The organism is Nocardioides sp. zg-DK7169, assembly GCF_013155365.1.
Lineage (GTDB): Bacteria > Actinomycetota > Actinomycetes > Propionibacteriales > Nocardioidaceae > Nocardioides.
Genome location: NZ_JABJRA010000010.1, coordinates 113,078 through 138,590, shown reverse-complemented (window position 1 = coordinate 138,590; position 25,513 = coordinate 113,078). Strand labels below are relative to the sequence as shown.

At 74.5% G+C, this 25,513-nt stretch carries 23 protein-coding genes and 1 tRNA gene; 7 read left to right on the top strand and 17 right to left on the bottom strand.

The genetic code is table 11. From position 1 onward, the window contains the following. The first annotated feature begins 179 nt into the window (after positions 1-179). A complete protein-coding gene (eccCa, locus tag HOQ23_RS15640; RefSeq protein WP_367650525.1) occupies positions 180-4,100 on the top strand; it encodes a type VII secretion protein EccCa in 3,921 nt (1,306 codons plus the stop codon). 46 nt (positions 4,101-4,146) lie between these two features. Here eccCa and HOQ23_RS15635 read toward each other — a convergent pair whose 3' ends face one another. Next, positions 4,147-4,593 carry a nuclear transport factor 2 family protein gene (locus HOQ23_RS15635; RefSeq protein ID WP_172215517.1) on the bottom strand — a complete coding sequence of 149 codons (447 nt, stop codon included), beginning with the start codon at positions 4,591-4,593 and terminating at the stop codon, positions 4,147-4,149. A gap of 129 nt (positions 4,594-4,722) precedes the next feature. On the opposite strand from HOQ23_RS15635, the gene HOQ23_RS15630 reads away from it, so the two are divergent. The 3 genes from HOQ23_RS15630 to HOQ23_RS15620 all read left to right on the top strand — a co-directional run bounded on the left by HOQ23_RS15630 (position 4,723) and on the right by HOQ23_RS15620 (position 5,827). Beyond that, a complete protein-coding gene (locus tag HOQ23_RS15630; protein WP_172215516.1) occupies positions 4,723-4,887 on the top strand; it encodes a hypothetical protein in 165 nt (54 codons plus the stop codon). A 98-nt stretch (positions 4,888-4,985) separates the two neighbouring features. Continuing rightward, the gene (locus HOQ23_RS15625) at positions 4,986-5,282 is read left to right on the top strand and encodes a type II toxin-antitoxin system VapB family antitoxin (RefSeq protein WP_172215515.1); all 297 of its coding nucleotides are present in this window, start codon (positions 4,986-4,988) and stop codon (positions 5,280-5,282) included. Further along, positions 5,279-5,827, top strand: coding sequence for a LytR C-terminal domain-containing protein (locus tag HOQ23_RS15620; RefSeq protein ID WP_172215514.1), 549 nt, complete (start codon positions 5,279-5,281; stop codon positions 5,825-5,827). Before HOQ23_RS15625 ends, HOQ23_RS15620 begins: the two co-directional genes overlap by 4 nt. 7 nt (positions 5,828-5,834) lie before the next feature. Here HOQ23_RS15620 and HOQ23_RS15615 read toward each other — a convergent pair whose 3' ends face one another. Beyond that, positions 5,835-7,343 carry a potassium/proton antiporter gene (locus HOQ23_RS15615; RefSeq protein ID WP_172215513.1) on the bottom strand — a complete coding sequence of 503 codons (1,509 nt, stop codon included), beginning with the start codon at positions 7,341-7,343 and terminating at the stop codon, positions 5,835-5,837. Positions 7,344-7,469: 126 nt separating this feature from the next. On the opposite strand from HOQ23_RS15615, the gene HOQ23_RS15610 reads away from it, so the two are divergent. Both HOQ23_RS15610 and HOQ23_RS15605 read left to right on the top strand, forming a co-directional pair. Continuing rightward, complete coding sequence (locus HOQ23_RS15610) at positions 7,470-8,957, top strand: FAD-binding protein (protein WP_172215512.1); 1,488 nt, start codon at positions 7,470-7,472, stop codon at positions 8,955-8,957. After that, positions 8,954-10,153: an aminotransferase class I/II-fold pyridoxal phosphate-dependent enzyme gene (locus HOQ23_RS15605; RefSeq protein ID WP_367650524.1), complete on the top strand. Its 1,200-nt coding sequence runs from the start codon at positions 8,954-8,956 to the stop codon at positions 10,151-10,153. Before HOQ23_RS15610 ends, HOQ23_RS15605 begins: the two co-directional genes overlap by 4 nt. 216 nt (positions 10,154-10,369) lie before the next feature. Here HOQ23_RS15605 and HOQ23_RS15600 read toward each other — a convergent pair whose 3' ends face one another. From HOQ23_RS15600 to HOQ23_RS15550, 11 genes are all read right to left on the bottom strand, one after another. Next, positions 10,370-11,821, bottom strand: coding sequence for a VWA domain-containing protein (locus tag HOQ23_RS15600; protein ID WP_172215511.1), 1,452 nt, complete (start codon positions 11,819-11,821; stop codon positions 10,370-10,372). Next, complete coding sequence (locus HOQ23_RS15595) at positions 11,818-12,690, bottom strand: MoxR family ATPase (RefSeq protein ID WP_172215510.1); 873 nt, start codon at positions 12,688-12,690, stop codon at positions 11,818-11,820. The genes HOQ23_RS15600 and HOQ23_RS15595 overlap by 4 nt, the downstream gene beginning before the upstream one ends. Positions 12,691-12,767: 77 nt before the next feature. Further along, the gene (locus HOQ23_RS15590; RefSeq protein WP_172215509.1) at positions 12,768-14,894 is read right to left on the bottom strand and encodes an FAD-dependent oxidoreductase; all 2,127 of its coding nucleotides are present in this window, start codon (positions 14,892-14,894) and stop codon (positions 12,768-12,770) included. A gap of 72 nt (positions 14,895-14,966) precedes the next feature. Further along, entirely contained in the window at positions 14,967-15,494 is a 528-nt protein-coding gene (locus tag HOQ23_RS21630; RefSeq protein WP_172215508.1) for a gamma carbonic anhydrase family protein, read from the bottom strand. Positions 15,495-15,555: 61 nt separating this feature from the next. Then, positions 15,556-15,891, bottom strand: coding sequence for a YnfA family protein (locus tag HOQ23_RS15580; protein ID WP_172215507.1), 336 nt, complete (start codon positions 15,889-15,891; stop codon positions 15,556-15,558). 257 nt (positions 15,892-16,148) lie between these two features. Further along, the gene (locus HOQ23_RS15575; RefSeq protein ID WP_172215506.1) at positions 16,149-18,356 is read right to left on the bottom strand and encodes an MMPL family transporter; all 2,208 of its coding nucleotides are present in this window, start codon (positions 18,354-18,356) and stop codon (positions 16,149-16,151) included. A gap of 107 nt (positions 18,357-18,463) precedes the next feature. After that, a complete protein-coding gene (locus HOQ23_RS15570; RefSeq protein ID WP_172215505.1) occupies positions 18,464-18,811 on the bottom strand; it encodes an antibiotic biosynthesis monooxygenase in 348 nt (115 codons plus the stop codon). A 277-nt stretch (positions 18,812-19,088) separates the two neighbouring features. Beyond that, positions 19,089-19,178, bottom strand: a tRNA-Ser gene (locus HOQ23_RS15565). 73 nt (positions 19,179-19,251) lie between these two features. Next, complete coding sequence (locus HOQ23_RS15560; protein ID WP_172215504.1) at positions 19,252-20,613, bottom strand: hypothetical protein; 1,362 nt, start codon at positions 20,611-20,613, stop codon at positions 19,252-19,254. A gap of 62 nt (positions 20,614-20,675) precedes the next feature. After that, the gene (locus tag HOQ23_RS15555) at positions 20,676-21,116 is read right to left on the bottom strand and encodes a nucleoside deaminase (protein ID WP_172215625.1); all 441 of its coding nucleotides are present in this window, start codon (positions 21,114-21,116) and stop codon (positions 20,676-20,678) included. 49 nt (positions 21,117-21,165) lie between these two features. Then, positions 21,166-21,657, bottom strand: a complete 492-nt coding sequence (locus HOQ23_RS15550) for a tRNA adenosine deaminase-associated protein (protein WP_172215503.1) — start codon at positions 21,655-21,657, stop codon at positions 21,166-21,168. 106 nt (positions 21,658-21,763) lie between these two features. Between HOQ23_RS15550 and upp the strand changes: the two genes are divergently transcribed. Continuing rightward, a complete protein-coding gene (gene upp / locus HOQ23_RS15545; protein ID WP_172215502.1) occupies positions 21,764-22,405 on the top strand; it encodes a uracil phosphoribosyltransferase in 642 nt (213 codons plus the stop codon). Positions 22,406-22,440: 35 nt separating this feature from the next. On the opposite strand, the gene HOQ23_RS15540 is transcribed toward upp, so the two are convergent. Genes HOQ23_RS15540 through HOQ23_RS15525 form a run of 4 tightly spaced genes read right to left on the bottom strand, consistent with a single transcriptional unit; the run spans position 22,441 to position 25,502 of the window. Beyond that, complete coding sequence (locus HOQ23_RS15540) at positions 22,441-22,614, bottom strand: hypothetical protein (RefSeq protein WP_172215501.1); 174 nt, start codon at positions 22,612-22,614, stop codon at positions 22,441-22,443. Positions 22,615-22,672: 58 nt separating this feature from the next. Beyond that, positions 22,673-24,046 carry an NAD(P)(+) transhydrogenase (Re/Si-specific) subunit beta gene (locus tag HOQ23_RS15535; protein WP_172215500.1) on the bottom strand — a complete coding sequence of 458 codons (1,374 nt, stop codon included), beginning with the start codon at positions 24,044-24,046 and terminating at the stop codon, positions 22,673-22,675. Next, positions 24,043-24,354: an NAD(P) transhydrogenase subunit alpha gene (locus HOQ23_RS15530; RefSeq protein ID WP_172215499.1), complete on the bottom strand. Its 312-nt coding sequence runs from the start codon at positions 24,352-24,354 to the stop codon at positions 24,043-24,045. Before HOQ23_RS15530 ends, HOQ23_RS15535 begins: the two co-directional genes overlap by 4 nt. Continuing rightward, positions 24,351-25,502, bottom strand: coding sequence for an NAD(P) transhydrogenase subunit alpha (locus HOQ23_RS15525; protein ID WP_172215498.1), 1,152 nt, complete (start codon positions 25,500-25,502; stop codon positions 24,351-24,353). Before HOQ23_RS15525 ends, HOQ23_RS15530 begins: the two co-directional genes overlap by 4 nt. Positions 25,503-25,513 lie beyond the last annotated feature (11 nt).

Sequence of the window (25,513 nt, the reverse complement as noted above, 5' to 3'; positions counted from 1 at the left end):
GTCGCCGGACCGGGCCGCAAAGCGTCCTCAGGACGCCTCCAGACCGGCCCGTCCACAGCACCGGCGGGCCGCAGGGCGCCCGCGCTGCGTTCCCCGCACCCTCGGCGAGGAGGTCCGCCCACGGTGGGCGAGGCCGACGAGGGGGGGTGGGTGCGTCGATGACCTCGCATGGTCACGCAGTGCCGCCTGCGGCGCCCGAGGCACCCGAGCCGCCGACGGGGCGGGTCGTCGTGCAGCCGCTGCCCGAGCTGCGTCCGCACGAGGGCGTCACCGGGGTGCTGACGAACGCGGTGCCGATGCTCGGCGGCCTCGGGTCGGTCGTCCTGGTGGCGACGATGGGTGGCGGCGCCGGCGGACTGCGGCTGCTGGCCGCCGGGATGTTCCTGTTCGCCACCGTGGCATTCGTGGTGGTCCAGGTCGACCGCCAGCGCACCCAGCGCGCCCAGCAGGTCGGCGGCGCCCGCGCCGACTACCTGGCCCACCTCTCCGTCGTGCGCGCGCGTGCCCGCGAGGCCGGGGAGCGCCAGCGCGCCGCGCTGATCTGGCACCACCCGCCGCCGGCGGCGCTGCCGACGCTCGCCGCGGAGCGGACCCGGGTCTGGGAGCGGGCGCCGGGCGACCCCCGCTTCCTGCAGGTGCGGTACGGCGTGTGCGCCCGGCCCGCCGCCCTCGAGCTGGTCGCCCCCGAGGGTCCGGTCCCCGCGCGGGCCGACCCGGTGGCGGCCGCGGCGCTGGCCCGGCTGCTCGCCGTGCACCGCACCCAGCCGGACCTCCCGGTCGCGCTCGACCTGCGCGCCCACGACCTGGTCGAGGTCGTCGGTCCCGCGGACCCGGCCCGGTCGGTCGCCCGCGCGCTGCTGTGCTCCGCGGCGGCCTTCCACGCACCCGGCGAGCTCGCCGTGGCCGTCCTGGCCACCGGCGCCACGCTGGCGCACTGGGACTGGGTGAAGTGGCTGCCGCACGCCCACAGCGCCCGCGCGCACGACGCTCTCGGGCCGCAGCGGATGGTGCGCACCTCGCCCGCCGAGCTGGGCGCTCTGCTCCCGGAGCAGCACCCGCACCTGCTGCTGGTCCTCGACGGGCATCCCCGGGACGCCGCCGACGTCGTCCTCGACGCGGCCCGAGCCGGCGCCACGGTCGTGCACGTGAGCCCCGCCCGCGAGCCTCCCCGCGACCCTCCCGGCGACCCGCATGACGCACTGCGCCTCGTGCTCGGCAGGGGCGCCGAGCCTGCGGCCGGCCGCCTCGACCAGTGCGACCCGGCCACCGCCGAGGCCCTGGCCCGGCGCCTGCTCCCGCTGTCCCCGCCGGACGGCGACCCGCAGCGCGACCCTGCCGGCGGGCGGGACCCGGGGCCACCCGACCTCGCCGCCCTGCTCGGCACCGGGGACCTCGCCACGCTCGATCCTGCGGTCGCCTGGCGGCCCCGCCCGGGCCGCGACCGGCTGCGGGTGCCGATCGGCGCCGACGAGGACGGCCGCGTCGTCCACCTCGACCTCAAGGAGTCGGCGCGCCGCGGGATGGGCCCGCACGGGCTGCTCATCGGCGCGACCGGGTCGGGCAAGTCCGAGCTGCTGCGGACCCTCGTGCTCGCGCTGGCGAGCACCCACTCCCCCGACGACCTCAACCTCGTGCTCGTCGACTTCAAGGGAGGCGCGACCTTCGCCGGCCTCGCCGCGCTGCCGCACGTGTCCGCGGTGATCACCAACCTCGCCGAGGAGCTGTCGCTCGTCGAGCGCATGCAGGACGCCCTCGGCGGGGAGCTGGTGCGTCGCCAGCAGGTGCTGCGCCGGGCCGGCAACCATGCCTCGCAGCACGACTACGAGCAGGCCCGCGCGGCCGGCGCGGACCTCCCCGCGCTGCCCTCGCTGCTCGTGGTCGTCGACGAGTTCTCCGAGCTGCTCGCCGCCCGCCCCGAGATGCTCGACCTCTTCGTCGCCGTCGGGCGCCTGGGCCGCTCCCTCGGCCTGCACCTTCTCCTCGCCTCGCAACGGGTGGAGGAGGGCCGGCTGCGCGGCCTCGAGTCGCACCTGTCCTACCGGATCGGGCTGCGCACGTTCAGCGCCTCGGAGTCGCGGGCCGTCCTCGGGGTCCCCGACGCCCACGAGCTGCCCGCCACCCCGGGCCTGGGCTACCTGCGGCCCGACCCGGCGACGCTGGTGCGGTTCCGGGCGGCGTACGTCTCCGCGCCGGCGCGCCGTGTCCCCCGGCCCCGGCACCGCGCGGCGCAGCCCGCGGGGATCCTCCCGTTCACCGTGACCCGGGTGGTGCCGCCACCGCCCGCTCCGGCGGAGCGTCCCGAGGCACCCGACCCGCCGGGGCCCGACGACCTCCGACCGCTGCTCGAGGTGGCGCTGGCCCGGATGGCCGGCCACGGGCCCGCCGCCCACCGGGTCTGGCTGCCCCCGCTCGACGTCCCGGAGACCCTCGGCGGGCTGCTCGGGGAGCTGGTGGAGGACCCCGCCCTCGGGCTGGTCGCGCCGCGCTGGCGCCGGCTGCCCGGACTCGTCGTCCCGGTGGGCGTCCTGGACCGCCCGCGTGAGCAGCGTCGCGACCCGCTCACCCTCGACCTTGCCGGCGCCGGGGGCCACGTGGCGGTGGTGGGCGCCCCGCGCAGCGGGAAGAGCACCACGCTGCGCACCCTCCTCGCCGCCCTCGCGCTCACCACCACCCCGCACGAGTCCCAGTTCTTCGTCCTCGACTTCGGCGGAGGCACCTTCGCCCCGCTCGCCGGCCTGCCCCACGTCGCGGGCGTCGCCTCCCGCGCCGAGCCCGACGTCGTACGCCGGGCGGTCGCGCAGGTCCGCAGCCTGCTCGAGCGGCGCGAGGCCCACTTCCGCGACCACGGCATCGACTCCGCCGAGACCTACCGCGCCCGACGTGCGGCGGGGCGGAGCGACGACGGGTACGGCGACGTCTACGTGGTCGTCGACGGGTGGGGCACACTGCGCGCGGAGTTCGACGACCTGGAGGCGGTGCTCCAGCAGCTGGCGACCCGCGGGCTCGGCTTCGGCGTGCACCTGCTGACCAGCGCGACCCGGTGGTCGGACTACCGCACCTCGGTGCGCGACGTGCTCGGCACCCGCCTCGAGCTGCGGCTCGGCGACCCCGTCGAGTCGGAGGTCGACCGCCGCGCCCAGGGACTGGTCCCGCGCGAGCGGCCGGGCCGCGGCCTGGTGCCGGGTCCGCTGCACCTGCTCACTGCGCTGCCGCGCCTCGACGGCCGCGCCGACGCCGCCGACCTGGCCGACGGGGTTGCCGACCTCGTCGAGCGGGTCCGCACGGCGTGGCGTGGTCCCGACGGGCCGCGACTGCGGCTGCTGCCGCGCCGCGTCCCGCTCTCCGACGTACGCCGCGCGTCCGGCGCCCCGGGGCCCGCGGCAGGAGCGAGCCCGGGGCCCGGCGGCCCGCTGCTGCTCGGCGTGCGCGAGTCCGACCTCGGCCCGCTCGGCCTCGACGTCGACACCGAGCCGCACCTGCTGGTCCTCGGCGACGCCCGCTCGGGGAAGAGCGCGCTGCTGCGCACCTACGTGCACGAGGTGGTCCGCACCCGCACCCCCGAGCAGGCCCAGGTCGTGCTGGTCGACCCACGCCGCTCACTGCTGGGCGAGGTGCCCGCGGAGCACCTGCTCAACCACCTCTCCTCCGCCGCCCAGATCCACGCGGCGCTCAGCGACCTCGCGGCCCACCTGGAGACCCGGCTCCCGGGGCCCGGGGTGAGCGCCGCGCAGCTCCGGGCCCGCTCGTGGTGGTCGGGGGCGGAGGTCTTCGTCGTGGTCGACGACCTCGACCTGCTGGGCACGCCACAGGGCTCAGCGCTGCGCGCGCTCCAGCCGCTGCTCGCCCAGGCGGGCGACACCGGGCTGCACCTCGTCCTGGCGCGGCGCGCCGGCGGCGCCGCGCGAGCCCTCCACGAGCCGGTCGTGCAGACGGTGCGCGATCTGGGGATGCCGGGGCTGCTGCTGCCCGGCAGCCCCGAGGAGGGCCCGCTGATCGCGGGCCTGCGCCCGGCGCCCGGCCCACCGGGGCGCGGTCGCCTGGTCACCCGCGAGCGCGGCGTCGAGGTCGTGCAGGTGGCCTGGCAGGAGCCGGCCACGTGATCCGCGCCCCCTGCGCCAGGTCAGTGCGCCAGGTCAGTGCGCCGGGTCAGTGCGTGGCGCTGCCCGGGCCGGTGACGGTCAGTCCGGGGAACTGGCGCAGGTCGTACTTCAGCTCGTGGGTGCGGCGGTAGCCGGTGTGCGCCACCCGCCAGCCCTCGGCGGTGCGGACGTAGCGGTCGGAGTAGAAGGCCGCCCCCTCGAGCATGAAGCTGTAGGCGGGGACGATCACGCGGTCCTGGAGGTACCAGCGCCCGGTGGCGGTGTCCCCGTCGACCTCGATCTCCGGGTGGTGCGCCTGGTGCAGGGTGTGCATCCCCTCCACCATGTTGGTCCGCATGTAGTCGACCAGCGCGGCGCGGTCCGCGAAGACCAGTCCGTCGTAGTCGGCGGTGGCGTCGGGCTCGAAGCACGCCTCGAAGTCCGCCCACTCCTTGGAGTCCAGGGTGCGCAGGTAGCGGTACTTCAGCCGGCAGATCTCCTCGACATCGCTCACGGGTGAAACCTAGATCACACAGGTCTGGCGTGGTCGAAAACGTCCCCGTAACCAGGACACAACCTCACGGCGATCTTCGGGGCGCACGCTGGCACGAGCCGCACCACCCCGACCAGCCAGGAGGATCCGATGGCCCAGAACCACGACACCCAGGACCGCATCGCCATCCAGCGCACGAAGCTCGAGCTGCGCCACTCCCAGGCCCTCGCCCGGCTGATGGAGGAGCGCCAGGACCTCCGCGGCGTCAACGCGCTCGCCGACCTGGTGGCCGACTCGGTGCGCTGGTCGGCCTGAGCCCACCGGCGCCTCCCGCCCCCGGTGGGCCACGGCCCGTCCGGGGCGGGTTGGTCGACAGCCCTTCCCGCGCGGGCCGCGCTCGTTATAGTCGCGGCGTGATCTTCAAGCGCGTCGGCGAGGGCCGTCCGTACCCCGAGCACGGGCTGAGCGCCCGTGACTGGGCGGCGATCGCGCCGCGCCCGGTCCGCCTCGACGAGCTGGTCACCACCAAGGACACCCTGCAGCTGGCGGCGCTCCTCGACGAGGACTCCACCTTCTACGGCGACCTGTTCGCCCACGTCGTGCAGTGGCGCGGCGAGCTCTACCTCGAGGACGGCCTGCACCGCGCCCTGCGCGCGGCCCTGCGCCAGCGCAACGTCCTGCACGCACGGGTCCACGTGGTGGCCGGATGAGCTTCGAGGCGCGGGCTCCGGACGACTCCGACGACTCGGGCCTCTCGCCCCGGGCGCGGACCGCACTGACGCTGAGCGCGCTCGTCGTGCTCCTCCTCGCCGGACTGGCATGGGGCTGGTGGGCGCTGACCGCGCCGTTGCCCCCGTCAGCCTCGGACCAGGCCTGCGTGGAGACCGAGGTCGAGGCCGGCACCAAGATCTATCCCGACCAGGTGCTGGTGAGCGTGCTCAACGCCGGCACCCGCAACGGCCTCGCCGGACGCACGATGCAGCAGTTCATCGACGCGGGCTTCGGCGAGGGCGAGCGCGGCAACGCGCCCCGCGACGCCGACGTGATCCGGGTCCAGATCTGGACCTCCACCCCGAAGCATCCGGCGGTGCGGCTGGTCCGCTCACGGCTCGGCGACGCCCGGATCGTCGACCGCGAGACCTCCGCGCCCGGCGTGGTAGTGGTCGTCGGCGACAAGTTCGACGCCCTGGTCCCGGGGCGCAAGACCACCACGCCGGTCTCCGCCACCACGATCTGCAGCCCGCCCTTCGTGTAGCGGCCCCTCAGTCGCGGCGACGGGTCGCTTCGAACCACTGCGCCAGGCGCCCGTTGCGGCTCACCTGCCGCAGCCGGTGCTCGGTCGCCTCGCGCTGGCGGCGCGGGGTCACCACGAGCAGGTCGTCGCCGTGGCGCAGGACGGTACGGCGCTCGGGGACCAGGGTCTCCCCGTCGCGGATCACGATGCTCACCGAGGCGCCGCGGGGCAGGCGCAGCTCGCCCACCTCGACGCCGTGCATCTGCGACTGCGGCCCGATGGTGATCTGCAACAGGTCCGCGGCGATGCGCTCCAGGGGTGCGGCCTCCAGCTCGAGCTCGCGGGCCTGCGAGGGGCGCGCGACCCCCAGCAACCGGGCCACGAACGGCAGCGTCGGGCCGGTCAGCAGGGTGTAGACCACGACCAGCACGAACACGATGTCGAAGAGCCGCTCGCTCCCGGGCACGCCGTCGGCGAGCGGGATCGTGGTGAACACGATGGGCACCGCGCCGCGCAGGCCGGCCCAGGACAGGAACGCGCTCTCGCGCCACGACATCCGCCCCACCAGGCCGCACACGAACACCGACACCGGGCGCGCCACGAAGGTGAGCACCAGCCCGGCCAGCACCGCCAGCCACACCGTGTGCCAGGTGAGTCGGGACGGGTCGAGCAGCAGGCCGAGCATCACGAAGAGCCCGATCTGGGCGATCCAGGCGACCCCCTCGGAGAAGGACCGGGTCGCCTGGCGGTGCGGCAGCTCGGCGTTGCCGAGGACCAGCGCCGCGACGTACACCGCGGCGAAGCCGGAGGCGTGCACCTCGACCGCGACGCCGTAGGCGAGGACCGCGAGGCACAGCACCGCGATCGGGTAGAGCCCCGAGGAGGGCAGCGCCGCACGCCGCATCAGCCACGCGCCGGCGGCCCCGACGCCCAGCCCGATCAGCACGCCCGCGACCAGCTCGAAGACGACCAGCGCGACCACGGCCAGCACGCCGTGCTCCTGGGCCGCCCCGGACGAGACGAGCACGACCAGCACCACCACCGGGGCGTCGTTGAGCCCCGACTCGGCCTCGAGCGCGCCGGTCAGCCGCCCCGGGAGCGGCAGGGCGCGCAGCACCGAGAACACCGCCGCGGCGTCGGTGGCCGAGGTGACCGCCCCGAGCAGCACCGCGACCTGCCAGGGCAGGCCGAGCAGGTGGTGCCCGGCGAACGCCACGATGCCCACCGAGATCGCCACCCCGACCGTCGCCAGTGCCACCCCGAGGCCCATCGAGGGACGGATCGCGCGCCAGCTGGTGGTCAGCCCGCCCTCGGCCAGGATCAGCACGAGCGCCCCGAAGCCCAGCGCGTGGGCGATCTCGGGGTCGGCCAGGTCGACCCCGAGGCCCGAGGCGCCGAGCAGCACCCCGAGCAGCAGGTAGGCCAGCAGGCTGGGCAGCCCGGCGCGGTGCGAGACGCGGACGGCCAGCACCGCCACGAGGGTCACCGCCGAGCCGACCAGCAGGAACACGTCCAGCTGATGGGCGTCGAACCTCATGGGACCCCTCACGGTCGTGCGCCGGCAGGACGGACGTCTCCGAGGATCCACGTCCGAGGCGCGGAACGCGACCATCATCGGCCCGGGACCGTCGCGCAGAACTGAAACTTGTTCTAGATTCCTCGCATGACGAGCGACTCCGCGGGCGCCCAGGTCCCCGCCGTACTGTCCCCCGAGGTCCTCGACGGCGCCCCGGCGTACGACGTGGTGGTGGTCGGCTTCGGCATCGCCGGCGGCTGCGCGGCGCTGGAGGCGGCCCGCGCCGGCGCGCGGGTGCTGGTGCTGGAGCGGGCGGCGGTGCACGGCGGCACCTCGAGCATGTCCGGCGGCCACTTCTACCTCGGCGGCGCCACCGTCGTGCAGCGCGCCACCGGCCACGAGGACTCTCCCGAGGCGATGTACGACTACCTCGTCGCGGTCTCCAAGGAGCCCGAGCACGACAAGATCCGCGCGTACTGCGACGGCTCGGTCGAGCACTGCGACTGGCTGGAGGCGCTCGGCTTCGAGTTCGAGCGCTCCTTCTACCCAGAGAAGGCGGTCATCCAGCCCGGCACCGAGGGGCTGATGTTCACCGGCAACGAGAAGGTCTGGCCGTTCCGTGAGCAGGTCCGCCCCGCCCCGCGCGGCCACAAGGTGCCGGTCCCCGGCGACACCGAGGGCACCAAGATGGTGATGGACCTGCTGCGCGACCGTCTCGAGGAGGCCGGTGTCGAGGTCCGCTACGAGACCGGCGCGACCAACCTGGTCCTCGACGACGCCGGCGCCGTGGTCGGGCTGGCCTGGCGCCGCTTCGAGGAGACCGGCACGGTGCGCGCCGGCGCGGTGGTGATCGCCGCGGGCGGGTTCGTGATGAACCCCGCGATGGTCGCGCGCTGGACCCCGCAGCTGGGCTCGAAGCTCTTCACCCTCGGCTCGACGTACGACGACGGCCTCGGCATCCGCCTCGGGGAGTCGGCCGGCGCCGAGCTCAAGCACATGGAGGAGCCGTTCATCACCGCGCCGTGCTACCCGCCGTCGCGGCTGCTCACCGGCGTGATCGTCAACGCCGAGGGCCGGCGCTTCGTGGCCGAGGACTCCTACCACTCGCGCACCTCGCAGCACGTCATGGAGCAGCCGGGGTCCGCGGCGTACCTCATCGTCGACAGCGAGCACGTGGAGTACTCCAAGTACTCCCTCGTCCCGCTCATCGACGGCTACGAGACCCTCGAGGAGCTCGAGACCGCGCTGGAGCTGCCGCCGGGATCGGTCACCGCCACCCTGGCCCGCTACGACGAGCACGCCGCGCGCGGCGAGGACCCCGACTTCCACAAGGCGCCGGAGTGGCTGGCGCCCCAGTCGGTCGGGCCGTGGGCGGTCTTCGACCTGCGGCTGGGCCACGCGATGTACGCCGGGTTCACCCTCGGCGGGCTGCGGACCACCGTCGACGCCCAGGTCCAGCGCCCCGACGGCAGCGTCGTGCCCGGGCTGTACGCCGCCGGCGCCTGCGCCTCCAACATCGCCCAGGACGGCAAGGGCTACGCCTCGGGCACTCAGCTCGGCGAGGGCTCCTTCTTCGGACGCCGGGCGGGGCGCCACGCGGCCGCGCTCGCGGGAGTCCCTACAGTCGGGGCGTGACCTCCCTGAACGACCGCTTCGGCGTGGCCAGCCGCGCCAACGTCCCGCCGTTCCACGTCATGGACCTGCTCGCCGCCTCGGCGGCGCGGCAGCGCACCCACGGCGACATGCTCAACCTGCTCGCCGGGCAGCCGAGCACCGGCGCGCCCGCCCCGGTCAACGCCGAGGCAATCCGGCTGCTGCAGTCCGGGGACCCGCTCGGCTACACCCCGGCCGCCGGCCTGCTGGAGCTGCGCGAGCGGATCGCGGCCCACCACGCACGCATGCACGGCGTCGAGGTCTCCCCCGACGAGGTCGTGGTCACCACCGGCTCCAGCGGCGGCTTCCTGCTGGCCTTCCTCGCGGCGTTCGAGGTCGGCGACAAGGTGGCGATGGCCCGCCCGGGCTACCCCTGCTACCGCAACGTGCTGAGTGCCCTGGGCTGCGAGGTCGTGGAGATCGCGACCGGCCCCGAGACCCGCTTCCAGCCCACCGTCGAGCAGGTCGCCGCGCTCGGTCCGGACATCAAGGGCCTGGTGGTGGCGAGCCCCGCGAACCCAACCGGCACGATGCTGCTGCCCGCCGAGCTCGCCGCGCTCGCGTCGTACTGCGAGGAGCACGGCATCCAGCTGATCTCCGATGAGATCTACCACGGCATCGAGTACGCCGGCCTGGACGACGGCGGCGTGCACCTGGCCCGCTCGGCGTGGGAGACCAGCCGCGAGGCGGTCGTCTTCTCCAGCTTCAGCAAGTACTTCTCGATGACCGGCTGGCGGATCGGCTGGATGCTCGTGCCGGACCGGCTGCGTCGCGCGGTCGACGTGCTGACCGGCAACTTCACGATCTGCCCGCCGGTGATTGCCCAGCGCGCCTGCCTGGCCGCCTTCGACGAGGAGTCCTACGCCGAGCTGGACGGCCACGTGCGGCGCTACGCCGCCAACCGCCGGCTGCTGCTCGACGGCCTCGCCGACCTCGGCGTCACCCGCCTCGCCCCGGCCGACGGTGCCTTCTACGCCTACGCCGACATCGGCCACCTCACCGACGACTCGATGGCCTTCGCCCACGACGTGCTCCAGCGCGTCGGCGTGGCGATGGCGCCCGGCATCGACTTCGACACCGTCGACGGCCACCGCTCCGTGCGGTTCAGCTTCGCCGGCCCCGGCCACGAGATCGAGGAGGCGCTGGAGCGTCTCCGCCCGGTGTTCACCCGCGCCTGACTCGCCGAGTCGGCCCTTGTGGTGGCGCGAGTCGGCCCTTGTGGTGGCGCGAGTCGGCCCTCGTGGTGTGCCGAGTCGGCGCTTGTGGTGTGCCGAGTCGGCGCTTGTGGTGATGCGACGGCGCCTGAACGACCCGAACTCTCGACTCAACGCGCAAGAACTCTCGACTCAACGCGCGGAACTCTCGATTCAACGAGGTGTGTCTGCGCGAGCCGCTCAGAGCAGGTCGTGGACGAAGTCGGAGAGCTGGGTCAGGTTGCGGCACTCGACCATGTCCACGACCTCGCCGTACGCGCTGGCGGCGGAGTCACCGGTGTCCCAGTGGCGGCGGTGCTCGGGGTTGAGCCACCAGGCGTGCCGCGCGGAGCCGGCCATCTCGCGCAGCGCGCCGAGCGCGAGGTCGCCGTGGTTGGAGCGGGCGTCGCCCAGGATCAGAAGCGAGGAGCGCGGCCCGAGCGCGTCGGCGTGCTCCTCGGCGAAGCGGGTGAACGCCCGGCCGTAGCTGGTGCGCCCCCACAGCGCGGCGTACGACGCACTGGCCGCGAGGTCGGCCATCACCTCGGCCGGGTCGGCCTGCGGGCGCAGGTGGTGGGTGACCTCGTGGACGTGGTCGATGAAGGTGAAGGCGCGCAGGTTCTGGAACTGGTCGCGCAGGGCGAGGACCAGCAGCAGCGTGAACTGCGCGAAGTTCGCCACCGAGCCGCTCACGTCGCACAGGACCACCAGGTCGGTGCGGTGCGGGCGCCTGGGGCGGTGACGCGTCTCCAGCGGTACGCCGCCGGTGGCCAGCGAGGCCCGGACGGTACGGCGGAAGTCCAGCGGGCCGCGGCGCTGCGCGTGGTGCTCCTGGGTCAGCCGGGTGGCCAGCCGGCGCGCGAGCGGGTGGACCTCGCGGCGCAGCTCCTCGAGGTCCGCGCGCCGCGCGGAGAGGAAGTCCAGCTGGTCGATGGTGGGGCGCACCGTGGTGCGCGCGACGTGGGCCGCGCCCTTGGCCTCCGCCGTACGCCGCCGGGCCTCGGCCTCCGCGGCCGCCGTGAAGGTGCCGAGGCGTCGCGCGGCCGTGCGGCGCGCCCGCTCCTCGCCGCCGGGCTCGGGCTCGGCGTCGGACAGCAGCGCCGCGACCAGCCGCTCGACGAGGCGCTCGGGCGCCACCCGCTGGAGCGCGGCGTACGCCGACCAGCCGGTCATGCCGCGGCCGGCGCCGGGCAGCGAGCCGAACGTGCCGACCGCCTCGCGGGCCAGGCCGGTGGCGAGGGCGGCGGCCTGCTCGTCCGACCCCGCGCCCAGCGCCTCGACGACCCGGTCGCGGAGCGCCTCGAGTGCCGCGGCGCCGTCGCGGACGTGGCCCTGGCCGGACCCGGCAGCGTCCTCGCCGCCGGCGTCCTCCCCGGCGGCCCCGGTGGCCTCGGCGTCGCCCGGCCCCGAGCCCGCCCGATGCCCCTCGCCCACCAGCGGCGGGAACCACAGGTCGAAGAGGGTGTCGAAGGTGGCGCGCTGCGAGCGGCGCTTGACCAGCGTGGCGGCGTACGCCTCGCGCACCAGCGCTCGGTCCCCCCAGGTCACGGCGGTGAGCGCGGCGACGGCGTCGAGGTCCTCGGCGAGGGAGACCGGGAGGCCCGCCCCGCGCAGCGCCTCGAGGAAGGAGAGGTGGCGGTCGAGGAGGCTCATCGCCGCAGCTTCAGCTCCCGTACGGCGCGCTGGGTGTCGGAGACGTGCTTGAGCACGACGCCCAGGGTGGCGTCGACCGCGGCGTCGTCGAGGTCGTCGATCTCGAGGGCCAGCAGGGTGCGTGCCCAGTCGATCGACTCCGCGATCGAGGGAGCCTTGCGCAGCTCCAGGTCGCGCAGCCGGGCCACCACCGCGACCAGCTGCGCGGCGACCGCGTCGTCGAGGCCGGGCACCTGGGAGGTGACGATCTCGCGCTCCCGCTCGGCGTCGGGGTAGTCCAGGTGCAGGAACAGGCAGCGCCGCTTGACCGCCTCGGACAGCTCACGCGTCGCGTTGGAGGTCAGCACCACGAACGGGCGGCGCACGGCGCTGATCGTGCCCAGCTCGGGGATGGTCACCTGGAAGTCGGAGAGCACCTCCAGCAGCAGGCCCTCCACCTCGACGTCGGTCTTGTCGACCTCGTCGATGAGCAGCACCGTCGGCTCCTCGCGCCGGATCGCGCTCAGCAGCGGCCGGGTCAGCAGGAACTCCTCGGTGAAGATCTCCTCCTGGGTGCGGTCCCAGCCCTGCTCGTGGCCGCTGGCCTGGATCGCGAGCAGCTGCTTCTTGTAGTTCCACTCATACAGCGCCCGCGCCTCGTCGAGGCCCTCGTAGCACTGCAGCCGCACCAGGTCCGCCCCCGCCGCGCGCGCCACCGCCTTGGCCAGCTCGGTCTTCCCGACGCCCGCGGGCCCCTCGATCAGCAGCGGCTTCTCCAGCGCCCCGGCGAGGTACGCCGTCGTGCCGGTGGCGGCGTCGGCGAGATAGCCCGCCTTCCCGAGCCGCTCGATCGCGTCGGCGGGCGAGCTGAACCAAGGAGTCGCAGGCATGCGGCCCATCCTGCCGCAGGGCACGCGGGGTGGTGGGCGGGATCGCGCGGTCCGTGGACGGGATGGCGCCCAGCCCCTCAGAGGGTGGCGGCGACCCGCCAGGCCGAGTGGATCGCACCCTGGATGTAGCCCACGTCGCCGGCGTCGCCGACCACCTCGGTCTTGATCCCCAGGGCGGTGAGCTCCTCGGCGAGCGGGGCGCCGGAGGAGACCTCGGAGGCGACGACGACCAGGTCGGCCGCGGCGCTCTCGACGGGCCCATCCTCGCCGACCCGGTAGCGGACCTCGGAGCCGGTGATCTCCACGACCGTCGCACCGCGCACCGCGACGACGCCGTGCTCGCCGGCGCGGCGTACGGCGGTCCAGCGGCGCGGCATCGCCATCGGCAGGCCGAGCTGGGCGCCCTCCTCGAGGATGGTGACCTTCTTGCCGCGCTCGGCGAGGAACTCCGCGAGCTCGAGGCCGACCAGCGAGCCGCCGATCACCACGACACCGGAGCCGACGGGCAGGAAGCGGCGGGTGGCCTCCCGGATCAGCTCGGGGCTGCGGGTGGCGCGGGTGAGCCGGCCCGCGGCGCCGGCGAGGCGCAGCAGCGGCTTGGTGGCGCCGGCGTCCCCGCTGCCGGTGAGCAGCGCGCGCAGGCTGTCGCCGGTGTGCACGTGCGGCAGGTCGGCGCCGGGCACCGGCGGGCGACCGCGGTGCGCGCCGGTCGCGAGGACCACCGCGTCCGGGGCGAGCGCGGCGATCGTCTGCGCGGTCGCGCGGTGCTTGAGGCGTACGTCGACGCCGAGACGGCGCAGCTCGTGGCCCTGCCAGTCCAGCAGCGGTCCGTTCGCCGGCGTGGTGAGCTGGGAGAACCATGCGGAGCCGCCGAGACGGTCGCCGGCCTCCAGCAGGGTCACCCGGTGCCCGCGCTCGCGCGCCACCCGCGCGGTCTCCATGCCGCCGGGGCCGCCGCCGACGACCACCACGTGGCGCGGCGTCGTGGCCGGCTCCATGTCGGCGGCGTCCTCGGCGCCGAGGGCGGGGTTGACCGCGCACAGCGGCGTGCCGTCCCAGAAGTTCTGCTCCACGCACACGTAGCAGTTGATGCACGGGCGCACCCGTGCCCGGTCCCCGGCGCGCAGCTTGTTCACCAGGTCCGGCTCGGCCAGCAGCTGACGCCCCATCGCCACGAAGTCGGCCTCGCCGGCCTCAAGGATCTCCTCGGCGACCTCGGGCAGCACCCGCCCGACGGTGATCACCGGGATGGTCACGGCCGCCTTCACCGCGCGGGCGTAGGAGCGGTACGCCGCCACCTGCGAGGGCAGCGGGCCGTCGGTGAAGTCGCGGAACGGGTTGCGCGCCCAGCCGGTCACGTGGATGGCGTCGGCACCGGCCCGCTCGAAGAGCACCGCGGCGGCGACCGCCTCCTCGGTGCTGAGCGCGCCCTCCTCGCCGTACTCCTTGCCGGCGACACGGACCAGGATCGCGAGCCGGTCGCCGACCGCCTCGCGCACGGCCGCGATCACCTCGCAGGCCAGTCGGGCGCGGTTCTCCAGCGAGCCGCCGTAGCGGTCGGTACGCCGGTTGTCGGCGGAGGCCAGGAAGCTGCCGAGCAGGTAGCCGTGGGCGGCGTGGATCTCGATCGCGTCGGCGCCCGACGCGAGCACGCGGCGCGCGGCGCCGGCGAACTGCTCGACCGCCCAGGCCAGGTCCTCCTCGGTCGCCTCGTGGTAGCTGGGCTGGTTGCCCTCGTTGATCGCGGCCATCGCGACCAGCTCGTCGCGGGTGTTGTCGGCCAGCGCACTCATGTCGCGCTCCACACGCGGCTCGGAGGGCACCAGCATCGGGCGCCCGTCGGCGGTGTCGATGCGCGCCACCTTGCTGTGGTGGGTGGCCTGCACGCACAGCAGCGAGCCGGCCGCGTGCACGGCGTCGGCGAGTGCGGTGAGCCCCGGCAGGAACCGGTCGTCGGAGAGCCCCGGCTCCTTGCGGCTGGTGGCCCCGACCGGGTACGCCACCGCACTGGCGCCGGTGATGACCATGCCGACGCCACCGCGGGCGCGGCGGGCGTAGTGGACGATGTCGCCCTCGTGGATCACCCCGTCCTCGCACAGGTTCATGTCCATCGCGGGCAGCAGCACGCGGTTGGGCAGCGTGATCGGCCCGATCCGGCCGGGCGCGAGGAGGCGGGGGAACTCGGTTCGGGTCTTGGTCGGCACGCGGTCACGGTAGGAACGCGGTCGCCGCAGCGGGCGCGCCGGTCCCTGTGACCGGGACCACGCGTGGACGACTCAGCCCACGGGCCGTGTGCCGGCGCGGTGCCGCTTCGCGAGCTCGACGTAGTACGGCGCGTTGACCTCCACCATCGCCGCGGCTGAGGTGCCCTCGATCGAGCGCAGCACCCGCGCCGGCGTGCCACCGACGAGGACCCCGTCCCCGACGACCGTCCCCGGCGTGACGACCGCGCCCGCGGCCACCAGCGTGCCCGCGCCGATCCGGGCCCCGTCGAGCACGGTCGCGCCGTTGCCGATCAGCGACCCCGCGCCGATCTCGGCGCAGTGCACCATGCAGGAGTGCCCGATGGTGCTGTTCGCCCCGACCACCAGCCGCTCCCCCGGGCCGGCGTGCAGCACGGAGTTGTCCTGCACGTTGGAGCCGGCCCCGATGACGATCGCGTCGACGTCGCCGCGCAGCACCGCGCCGTACCAGATGCTGGCGCCGGCCTCCACGGTCACGTCGCCGATCAGCGTGGCGGTCGGGGCGATCCAGGCCTCGGGGTGGACGGAGGGGCGCTTGCCCTCGAACTCGATGAGGTTCACGGGCGTCACTGTGCCCGACGTCCCTGCTCGGCCACCACCGCTCCGACCGCGGTGCGGGACCTCAGGCCCCGCGCGGGGCGTACATGATCACCGCGACGCCGACCAGGCAGACCAGCGCGCCGGCGACGTCGTACCGGTCGGGGCGGAAGCCGTCGACGAGCATCCCCCACGCCAGCGAGCCGGCGACGAAGACCCCGCCGTACGCCGCCAGCACCCGCCCGAAGTTGGCGTCCGGCTGGAGGGTGGCAACCAAGCCGTAGAGGCCGAGCGCCACGAAGCCGGCGCCCACCCACAGCAGGCCGCGGTGCTCGCGGATCCCCTGCCAGACCAGCCAGGCGCCGCCGATCTCGGCGACCGCGGCGAGCACGAAGAGCGGGAGCGACCGGGCGATGTCCATGGGCGCATTGTGTCGCCTCGGCGCGTCGGGACGCCCCCGGCCTGCGGTGCCACCGGGGCGAGCGGGGCGCCCGCCGCCATCACCTCGGTGGCCCAGGCCGGCAGCTCGCCGTGGTCCTGGACGTCGCTCATGTCACCGGACCATCCTCTCGAGGGGTCGACCGCCCGGACCTCCTTTCCCACGACGACGCGGTCCTCACCTCCCGGCTCCGGGAGAACCCGGGGGGAGATGAGGACCGCGTGCGGGGCGGGGCCGCCTCAGTCGTGCGCGAAGGTGATGTTCGGCAGCACCCGGCGCAGCCAGGCCGGGCAGTACCACGCGGCGCGACCGGTCAGGCGCAGCATCACCGGCAGCAGCACCAGGCGGACCAGGAACGCGTCGAGGAGCACGGCGAGGCCGAGGACGACGCCCATCTCCTTGGGCGGGATCGGCCCGGACAGCGCGAAGGTGAAGAACACCGCGACCATCACCGCGCCCGCGGCGAAGATGACCCGGCCGGAGTGGGCCAGCGAGCCGACCATCGCCTGCTTGGCGTCACCGGTGCGCTCGTAGTGCTCCTTGGCGGAGGCCAGCAGGAAGACGGTGTAGTCCATCGCGATCGCGAAGATCATCGCGAAGAAGAACACCGGCGCCCAGGCGTCCAGGAAGCCCTGGGACTCGAAGCCCAGCAGGTCCGCGCCGTACCCCTCCTGGAAGATCAGCCGCGCGACGCCGAAGGCGGCGGCGGTGGAGAGCAGGCTGGCCAGGGTGCCGAGCAGCGAGATCAACGGCGCCTGGAGGGCGACGAGCAGCAGCAGGAACCCGAGGACGAGGACCACGCCGATCACCAGCGGGGTGGACTCGTCGAGCTGGGCCTTGAGGTCGAGGTTCTCCACCGGGGCGCCGCCGACGAGCGCGGAGGCCGGCAGGTCGGCGCGCAGCCGGTCGACGGTGTCCCCGAGCGCGGGGTCCGAGGGGTCGACGGTCGGGACGGCCTGGAGCATCACCAGGCCGCTGTCGTCGGCGGCCGGCATCGGCGCCATCACGGCCGCGATCCCGGAGTCCGCGCCGAGGACGTCGGCCGCCGAGGCGGCGTCGTCCTGGTCGGCCACGACCTGCAGGGTGCCGGGGGCGCCGTCGCCGAAGGCGTCCTGCACCACGTCGTACCCGACCCGCGCCGAGGCGTCCTGCGGCAGCACCTTGATCGAGGGCATCGCCGTCGTGAGCCCGAGGACCGGCGCGGCCAGGGCGAGCAGGACCACCAGCGACGCGAGGCCCCAGGCGACGGGACGCTTCCACAGCCGCTCGCCCCAGGCGGTGAACCGGCGGGAGCGGTGCTCGGTGGTGCGCGCCCACGGCAGGGCGAGCTTGTTGATGCGGTCGTCGAGCTTGAACAGCACCAGGGGCAGCAGCGTGAGGGTCGCGGCGAGCACGAAGACGACCGAGAGCATGATGCCGCCGGCCATCGAGCGGAACGCCGGGGACGGCACCAGCATCACCGCGGACAGCGAGATCAGCACGGTGAGCCCGGAGAGCAGGACCGCCTTGCCGGCGGTGTCCATGGTCTCGGCGACCGCCTGCTGGCGCGCGGCGCGATCGGCGAGACCCCCGAGGGCCTGCGCCGCGCCCTCACGGCGTGCCGCTCGGGCGGCTCGGTAGCGCACGACCAGGAACAGCGCGTAGTCGATGCCGAGCGCGAGGGCGAACATCATCGCGAAGTTGAAGGCCCAGATGGAGACCGGTACGAGCGCGTTGATCAGCACCAGCGAGCCGGCGGAGGCGACCAGGCCGGCGAGGGTCAGCAGCAGCGGCAGCCCGGCCGCGACGAGGGCGCCGAAGGCGAGGACCAGGATCGCGAGCGTCACGGGCCACGACATCAGCTCCGACTTCAGCATCGCGTCGAGGTTGGCCTCGTTGAAGTCGCTCCACAGCAGCGAGGAGCCGGTCGGGTTGACCTGGACGGCCTCGGTGGAGAGGTCCTGCAACTCGCCCTTGAGGTCGGTGGCGACGCGGACCATCTCGTTGGTGTCCGCGCCGGCACCGGCCAGCACGATCGCGGTCGAGCCGTCCCCGGACAGGGTGGCACCCGGCATCGGCGGCACCACCTCGGCGATGCGGGACTCCCCCTCGAGGACCGCGGTCACCTCGGCCAGCACCTCGGCGCCCTCGCCCTCGGTGACCGGACCGTCATCGGAGCGGACGACCACCTGGATCGCCGAGGAGGCGTTGCCGCCGAAGTGCTCGACGGCCAGCTCGCGCGCCGCGACCGACTCCGAGCCACTGTCCTGCCAGCCGGCGCCGGAGAGGTTGTGCTCGACCTGCGGGGCGAAGGCGCCCAGGCCGATCACCGCGAGCAGCCAGACCAGGCCAACCATCTTGGCGTGCTCGGTCACCCAGACGCCGAGACGGCCGAGCGGCCCGGGACGGCTGCGGGGCGGTGGGGAGGGCGGACCCGCGGGGCGGGTGGGTGCCGGGCTGGTGCTCATGGCGTTCCGTTCGTGTGTCGGTCCCGGAGTTAACCCCCCGGGGGGATGGCGTCACGAACAGTAACATAACCCCCCGGGGGGTTCCGAAGTCCTGGGCGCGGCTCGGCTCAGCCCGGGAGGTGCGCGAGCTGGCCGAGGAGGCCCGGGTCGAGGTCGCCCTCGCTCACCTCGAAGTGGTCGACGTGCGGGTCCTTCTCGGCGAGCAGCTCGTCGTCCCCGGGGTAGAAGACGGCGACCTCGGGCCGCTCGCCGGCGAAGCCCCGGACAGCGGCCATGGACTCCCACAGCGACAGGGTGATCACCTCGACCAGGTGGCCCACCGGGCGCCGCAGCACCAGGACGCCCAGGTTGCCGGGCGTGGCGCGGTAGCCGCGTACGCCGGTCTCGCTCTGGTGGGCGAGGTAGGCCTCGACATCCTCGGGCCGCACGGCCCCTCGCCAGCGGCGCAGGATCATGACCCTCCTCCTTCAGCTTCCGCTCCGATGCCGACCGGCGCCCGCAGTCGCGGTCGCGGTCGCTCTCAGGTCACCACGGGCCCCGGCGCCCGACAACGCCCGACAACGCCATGCAGACGCGTTTCACCGCCACGTCAACGGGCGCCGCGCGACCTCGAAGACGGCGTCCACCGGCACGGGCCCGCGGCGTACGGCGCAGGGACACCCGAAATGCCGAGAGCCGCCCCGGTTCCCGATCTCTCGGGCCTGGGGCGGCTCTCTCCGACTCTCGTCGGCATGGCGGTGGCGGTGGGATTTGAACCCACGGTGGGTTTAACCCCACACATCATTTCGAGTGATGCACCTTCGGCCGCTCGGACACGCCACCGCGGAGGAATGTACCGGAGGGTGGCGGAGCGGGTGAAATCCGGTCCCCGCCCCGGGCGATCGAGGCGCTGTGCTCAGGGCGTCGGGGTCGCGGTCCGGGGCGAGGCGCTGCCGGAGGGCGTGCCGGATGCGGACTCCTGGGGGGTCCGCGCGGGCGACGAGCTGGGCGCCGACGCGCTGGGCTTCGTGGGCGTCGCGCTCGGTTCCGTGGCGGTCGCGCTGGGCTGCCTGCTCGGCGTCCGCGTGGGCGTCGGCGTCGTGGTGGGCGCGCTGCTCGACGGGGCCGACGTCGTCGGCGTCGAGGACGGAGTGGGCTTCTCGCTCGGCGTGGGCCTGTCCGACTGCGTGGGCTTCTCGCTCGGTGTCGGTTTCTCGCTCGGCGTACCCGCCTTCTCGACCGTCACGGTGTGCGAGGCGGAGGTGCTGGCCTCGGCCAGCGGGCGGTCCACGAAGCGCCAGCGGTACGTCGTGGTCTCGCGCGGGCGCACGGTCGCGGCCGGGTCGAGCCCGGGACCGACCTCGACGACCCGTACGGTCTCCCAGCCGCCGCCGGGCAGCTGGCGCTCGAGGATGACCGAGGCCCAGTCGAGGGGCGCGCCGGTCTGGTCGCGCAGCGTGCCGGTCAGCCGCACCGGTGCACCCGGTCGCGACTGCGCGGGCCCGGCGATGGTCGTGGTGGTCGCCAGCCCCTCGAGGTCGTACGTCGTGACGGCGCCGGCCGGTCCGACGCGCAGCGCGTCGAGGGAGAACGGCTGACCGTCGCAGCCGAAGCCGACGGTGAAGAAGGCGCCGCCGTCGCCGCCCCCGCGCTCGGCGAAGCGCCGCACCCCCATCGCGCGGGCCGGGCCGGGGTCGAGGACGGTGCCGCGGGCCAGGTCGACGCGCGACCAGGTGTAGGCGGTCCGCATCGCGTCGAACTCCTGCCAGCCGCCGGCGGCGCTCAGGTCGGCGCGGCCCAGCCACATCACGTCGGTGCCGCGGTCGGCGTGGGTCTGGTAGCCGGCGTAGGACACCCCCGAGGCGCCCGCGGGGGCGTGCACCGAGACCGCGGCGACGCTCGTGGTGCGCACCGATGCCACGACGTGCAGCGCGCCGACCGCGCTGCCGCCGGCGAGGTCGTAGCCCACGCTGCGCTGGCCCGCAGGCGGCTGCTCGGGCCCGAGCCCGACGAACGGCTGCGGGGTCTCCGCGCCCACCGAGCCGAGCGAGTCGCAGCCCACGAAGGAGAGCGTGGTGGCGAGCGGGTCCGGGAACGACGTGCCTCGCACGGTGACCGTGCCGTCGGCGACCGCCGCCGGCGCGAGCCAGCCCGTGGTCGCCAGGGCCACCCCGGCGAGGACCACCCCGGCCGTCAGCGGCCCGCGTCGGGAACGCCTCCAGGGGGAGAACCTGCCCTGGGAGCGTGTCGAGGACCTGCCGGAGAACGGTGCCGCCACCTCGCCAGTATGACCCCGGGCCCGCGATCGTGGGGGTGAAATGTGCGGAACCCCCACGGGGGTCAGCCGCGCGGGCGGTGCTCGGCGAAGAAGTCCTCGAGCAGGGCGGTCGACTCCGCGGCGAGCACCCCGCCGACCACCTCGGGGCGGTGGTTGAGGCGCCGGTCGCGGACCACGTCCCACAGGCTGCCCACCGCACCGGCCTTGTCGTCGAAGGCACCGAAGACGATCCGCTCGACACGGGACAGCACCGCGGCGCCGGCGCACATGGTGCACGGCTCGAGAGTCACCACCAGCGTGCAGCCGCTCAGCCGCCACTCGCCGACGGCCCGGGCCGCAGCGCGCAGGGCGACGACCTCGGCGTGCCCGGTCGGGTCCGCCTCGGCCTCGCGGACGTTGTGCCCGACGCCGAGCACGGCGCCGTCCGGGCCGAGCACCACGGCCCCGATCGGTACGTCGTGGGTCGCACGGGCCTCGCGCGCCTGGGCGAGGGCGGCGAGCATCGGCTCGCGCCAGGGGTCGTGCAGCACGGTCGTCGTCGGTCCCGCCGGCTCAGGCCGACGTCAGGCCGACGGCGTCGTCGAAGGGCTTGCCGAATCCCACCTTGCGGGCCACGTCGGAGAGCACCTCGTCAGGGTAGAGGTCGAAGTCGTCGAGCAGCACGGCCATGTCCATCGCGTGCATGCCCAGGTCCCCGAGCAGGTCGAGGTCGCCCGCGGGCACCGCCTCGGCGTCCTCGTCGTCGTCGAGCGGCGCCGGGATCCCCAGCATCTCCAGCGCGGAGGCGGCCAGCTCGGAGACGTCGGCCGCGGCCACGTCGGAGACCAGCGCCCGGACCCGGTCACCGGTGACGCGCAGGAGCATGAAGTAGTCGTCGTCGATGCCGATCAGGGCGATCGCGCCGCTGTCACCGGGGAGCCTGCCCAGCGCGTCGGCAAGGGTCTCGACGTCGCCGAGGTGCTCCCGGGTGAGCTCGCCGACCGTCCAGACCCCGCCCTGGCGGAACGCCGCGACGGCGAAGTCGACATCGTCGATCTGGACCATGGGGCTCCTCCACAGGGTGCTGCCGGACGCCTGCGTGTCTACAGTGTCAGAGCTCGCGCGCCCGGCCAAGACCCGTCGCGCAGCGGGCTGGACTAGCCTTCGGGACATGCGTACTCATGTCGTGGACCACCCGCTCGTCGCCCACAAGCTCACCACGCTGCGTGACGAGCGCACGGACTCCCCGACGTTCCGGCACCTGACCGACGAGCTGGTGACGCTCCTGGCCTACGAGGCCACCCGCGACGTGCGGATCGAGGCGGTCAACATCTCCACCCCCGTCTCCCCCACCACCGGCGTCCGACTGGCCACCCCGAAGCCGCTCGTGGTGCCGATCCTGCGCGCCGGCCTGGGCATGCTCGACGGGATGATGCGGCTGCTGCCGACCGCCGAGGTCGGCTTCCTCGGCATGGTCCGCAACGAGGAGACCCTCGAGGCCGCGACGTACGCCGAGCGGCTGCCCGACGACCTGTCGGGTCGCCAGTGCTACGTGCTGGACCCGATGCTGGCCACCGGCGGCACCCTCGCCGCGGCGATCCGCTTCCTCACCGACCGCGGCGCCGACCACATCACCGCGATCTGCCTGCTGGCTGCCCCCGAGGGCTGCGCGCGCCTCGAGCAGGACCTGGCCGACCTCGACGTCCCGGTCACGATCGTGACCGCCGCGATGGACGAGCGCCTCGACGAGAAGGGCTACATCGTGCCCGGGCTCGGCGACGCGGGCGACCGGCTCTACGGCATCGCCGGCTGAGGCGCTGAGCGCCGGTCCCGGGACTGCGCCCCGCCTCAGCCGCGGGGGTGGACCGGGACCACTCCGGTGACGATCAGCACCATCAGGCCGACCACCACCAGCGCCAGCGCGGCGTACACCCACTCCTTGCTGCGCTGCTCGGACTCCGGCTCCGGCGCGTCGTAGCGATGTCCGTCGGGGCGCACGAAACGCTCCTCGTCGTCGTTCATGCCTGCTCAACGAGGCAACCGGCCCGAGGTCCCGTCGACGGGACCTCGGGCATCACAGCTAGAGCGCCTTCAGGGCCGCCAGCAGCTTGGCGAGGGACTCCTTGGCGTCGCCGAAGAGCAGGGTCGTGCGGGGGTCGAAGAGCAGCTCGTTGTCGATGCCGGCGAAGCCCGGGCGCATCGAGCGCTTGAGGAACACCACCTGGCGGGCCTGGTCGACGTCGAGGATCGGCATGCCGTAGATCGGCGCGCTGGGGGTGGTGCGCGCGGCGGGGTTGACCACGTCGTTGGCACCGACCACGAGCACGACGTCGGTGTGACGGAACTCGGGGTTGATGTCGCCCATCTCGACCAGCTGCTCGTAGGGCACCTGGGCCTCGGCGAGCAGCACGTTCATGTGCCCGGGCATCCGGCCGGCGACCGGGTGGATGGCGTAGTCGACACGGACGCCCCGCTCGGCGAGCAGGTCGACGATCTCGCGCAGGGTGTGCTGGGCCTGGGCCACCGCGAGGCCGTAGCCGGGGACCACGATCACGCGCTCGGCGTACCCCAGCGCGATCGCGACGTCCTCGGGGCCGCCGGAGCGCACCGGGCGGTCGGAGGCCACGCCCGCGCCCAGCGTGGAGCCGCCGCGCAGCGCCCCGAACAGGATGCTCGTGACCGAGCGGCCCATCGCGCGGGCCATCAGCAACGTGAGGAAGGTGCCGGAGGCGCCGACCAGGGTGCCGGCGACGAGCAGGACGACGTTGCCCAGGACGTAGCCGCCGGCGGCGACGGTCAGGCCGGTGAAGGCGTTGAGCAGGCTGATCACGATCGGTACGTCGGCGCCGCCGACCGGCAGCACCAGCAGCACCCCGAGCAGGAGCCCGACCAGGGCGAGCGCGACCCCGAGCGGCACCGAGGGGTCGCGGACCACGAGAACGGCGAGGACCACCGCGGCGACCAGGGCCAGGCCGAAGAGCACGGGCAGCCCGGGGAAGACCACCGGGCGCGAGGTCATCAGCTCCTGGAGCTTGGCGAAGGTGATCGCCGAGCCGGCGAACGAGACCGCGCCGACCGCGACCGTGAACCCGGTCGCGGCGAGGTCGAAGCCCGGGGTCGCGGCCCCCATGTGCTCCAGCTCCATCAGCGCGACGAGGGCCGCCGCGCCGCCGCCGACGCCGTTGAAGAGCGCGACCATCTGCGGCATCTGGGTCATCTGCACCCGCTGGGCGCCCAGCACGCCGACGAGGCTGCCGACCGCGATCGCCGCGAGGATCAGCGGGACGTGGTCGAGGTCGAGGTAGAGGAACGGCATCGCGACGGCGACCACCGCCGCGCCCGCGCCGATCAGGTTGCCGGCCCGGGCGGTGCGCGGACCGGCCAGGCCCTTGAGCGCGAGGATGAAGCCGACCGCGCAGGCGAGGTAGACCAGCTGGGCCCAGGTGGGGGTCATCGCCCGGCCTCCTGCTCGCTCCGCGGGCGCCGTCGCCGGCCGAACATCCGCAGCATCCGGTCGGTCACCACGAAGCCGCCGGCCATGTTCACCGCGGCCAGCACGATCGCGACCAGGCCGACGACGAGCGCGAGGGTGGACTCGGTGGTGCCGGTGACGATCACCGCGCCGAGCAGGATCACCCCGTGGATGGCGTTGGCGCCGGACATGAGCGGGGTGTGCAGGGTCGAGGAGACCTTGGCGATCACCTCGATGCCGACGGCCACGCTCAGCACGAAGATGGTCAGCCACGCGACGGGTTCGCTCATGCGGTCTCACCGCCCGGCTCCTCGAGCACCAGCCGGGCGGGCTCGTGGCGCACCTCGCCGTCGTGGGTGACGCAGCTGCTGGCCACGATCTCGTCCTCCCAGTCCGGGTCCAGGGCGCCGTCGCGGGTCAGCAGCGCGACCAGGTCGGTCACGTTGGCGGCGTAGAGCCGCGAGGCCGGCTCGGGCATCTGGGCCGGCACGTTGCGCCCGCCCCACACCTGCGCGCCGCCGATCCGCACCACCTCGCCGGGCACGGACCCCTCGACGTTGCCGCCGGTCGGGGCGTCGGCGGCGAGGTCGACGACCACCGAGCCGGGGCGCATCTGCTCGACCATCGCCGCGGTGACCAGGAGCGGCGCCGCCCGGCCGGGCACGGCGGCGGTGGTGATCAGGGCGTCGGCGGCCGCGACGTACGGCGTGAGCAGCTCGCGCTGGCGCTCGGCGCGCTCCTGCGACATCTCCCGGGCGTAGCCGCCCGCGCCCTCCAGCGTCGGCAGCTCCAGCTCGATCGCGTGGGCGCCCACCGAGCGGATCTCCTCCGCGGCCGCGGCGCGCACGTCGTAGGCGCGCACCACCGCGCCCAGGCGCCGGGTGGTCGCGATCGCCTGGAGCCCGGCGACCCCGGCGCCGAGCACCATCACCTCGGCGGGCGGGACGGTGCCCGCGGCGGTCATGTTCAGCGGCAGGAAGCGGCGCAGCAGCCCCGCGCACACCACGGCGCAGCGGTAGCCCGCCACCAGCGACTGCGAGGAGAGCGCGTCCATCGACTGCGCGCGCGAGATCCGCGGGACCAGCTCCATCGCGAACGACGTCGCCCCCACGTCGCGCAGGTCCGCCACCAGGGCGGGCTCCTGGGTCGCGGGCAGGAACGAGACGGTGGTGGCGCCGCGGCGCAGGCGGCGTACCCGCTCGCGCGCCAGGGGCTGGACCGAGAGCACCAGGTCGGCGCCGGAGAGGTCGTGGGCGAGGCCGGGGTCGAGGACCGCGCCGGCCGCGGCGTACTCCTCGTCGGGGCGCAGGGCCCGCTCGCCGGCCCCGGGCTCGACCGCGACCTCCCACCCGAGCCCGGTCAGCCTCCCGACCAGCTCAGGTGTCAACGCCACCCGCGTCTCGTGCTCGCGGGTCTCCCGGACCACGGCGACCCTCACAGGTGTGAACC

What these genes read in the sequence shown, in the direction of transcription:
- upp (WP_172215502.1), top strand. Translation starts at nt 21,764, where the DNA reads ATGCGTACTCATGTCGTGGACCACCCGCTCGTCGCCCACAAGCTCACC.
- HOQ23_RS15540 (WP_172215501.1), bottom strand. Translation starts at nt 22,614, where the DNA reads ATGAACGACGACGAGGAGCGTTTCGTGCGCCCCGACGGACATCGCTAC.
- HOQ23_RS15535 (WP_172215500.1), bottom strand. Translation starts at nt 24,046, where the DNA reads ATGACCCCCACCTGGGCCCAGCTGGTCTACCTCGCCTGCGCGGTCGGC.
- HOQ23_RS15615 (WP_172215513.1), bottom strand. Translation starts at nt 7,343, where the DNA reads ATGAGGTTCGACGCCCATCAGCTGGACGTGTTCCTGCTGGTCGGCTCG.
- HOQ23_RS15575 (WP_172215506.1), bottom strand. Translation starts at nt 18,356, where the DNA reads ATGAGCACCAGCCCGGCACCCACCCGCCCCGCGGGTCCGCCCTCCCCA.
- HOQ23_RS15610 (WP_172215512.1), top strand. Translation starts at nt 7,470, where the DNA reads ATGACGAGCGACTCCGCGGGCGCCCAGGTCCCCGCCGTACTGTCCCCC.
- HOQ23_RS15530 (WP_172215499.1), bottom strand. Translation starts at nt 24,354, where the DNA reads ATGAGCGAACCCGTCGCGTGGCTGACCATCTTCGTGCTGAGCGTGGCC.
- HOQ23_RS15555 (WP_172215625.1), bottom strand. Translation starts at nt 21,116, where the DNA reads ATGCTCGCCGCCCTCGCCCAGGCGCGCGAGGCCCGTGCGACCCACGAC.
- HOQ23_RS15620 (WP_172215514.1), top strand. Translation starts at nt 5,279, where the DNA reads ATGAGCTTCGAGGCGCGGGCTCCGGACGACTCCGACGACTCGGGCCTC.
- HOQ23_RS15570 (WP_172215505.1), bottom strand. Translation starts at nt 18,811, where the DNA reads ATGATCCTGCGCCGCTGGCGAGGGGCCGTGCGGCCCGAGGATGTCGAG.
- HOQ23_RS15580 (WP_172215507.1), bottom strand. Translation starts at nt 15,891, where the DNA reads ATGGACATCGCCCGGTCGCTCCCGCTCTTCGTGCTCGCCGCGGTCGCC.
- HOQ23_RS15550 (WP_172215503.1), bottom strand. Translation starts at nt 21,657, where the DNA reads ATGGTCCAGATCGACGATGTCGACTTCGCCGTCGCGGCGTTCCGCCAG.
- HOQ23_RS15600 (WP_172215511.1), bottom strand. Translation starts at nt 11,821, where the DNA reads ATGAGCCTCCTCGACCGCCACCTCTCCTTCCTCGAGGCGCTGCGCGGG.
- HOQ23_RS15630 (WP_172215516.1), top strand. Translation starts at nt 4,723, where the DNA reads ATGGCCCAGAACCACGACACCCAGGACCGCATCGCCATCCAGCGCACG.
- HOQ23_RS15595 (WP_172215510.1), bottom strand. Translation starts at nt 12,690, where the DNA reads ATGCCTGCGACTCCTTGGTTCAGCTCGCCCGCCGACGCGATCGAGCGG.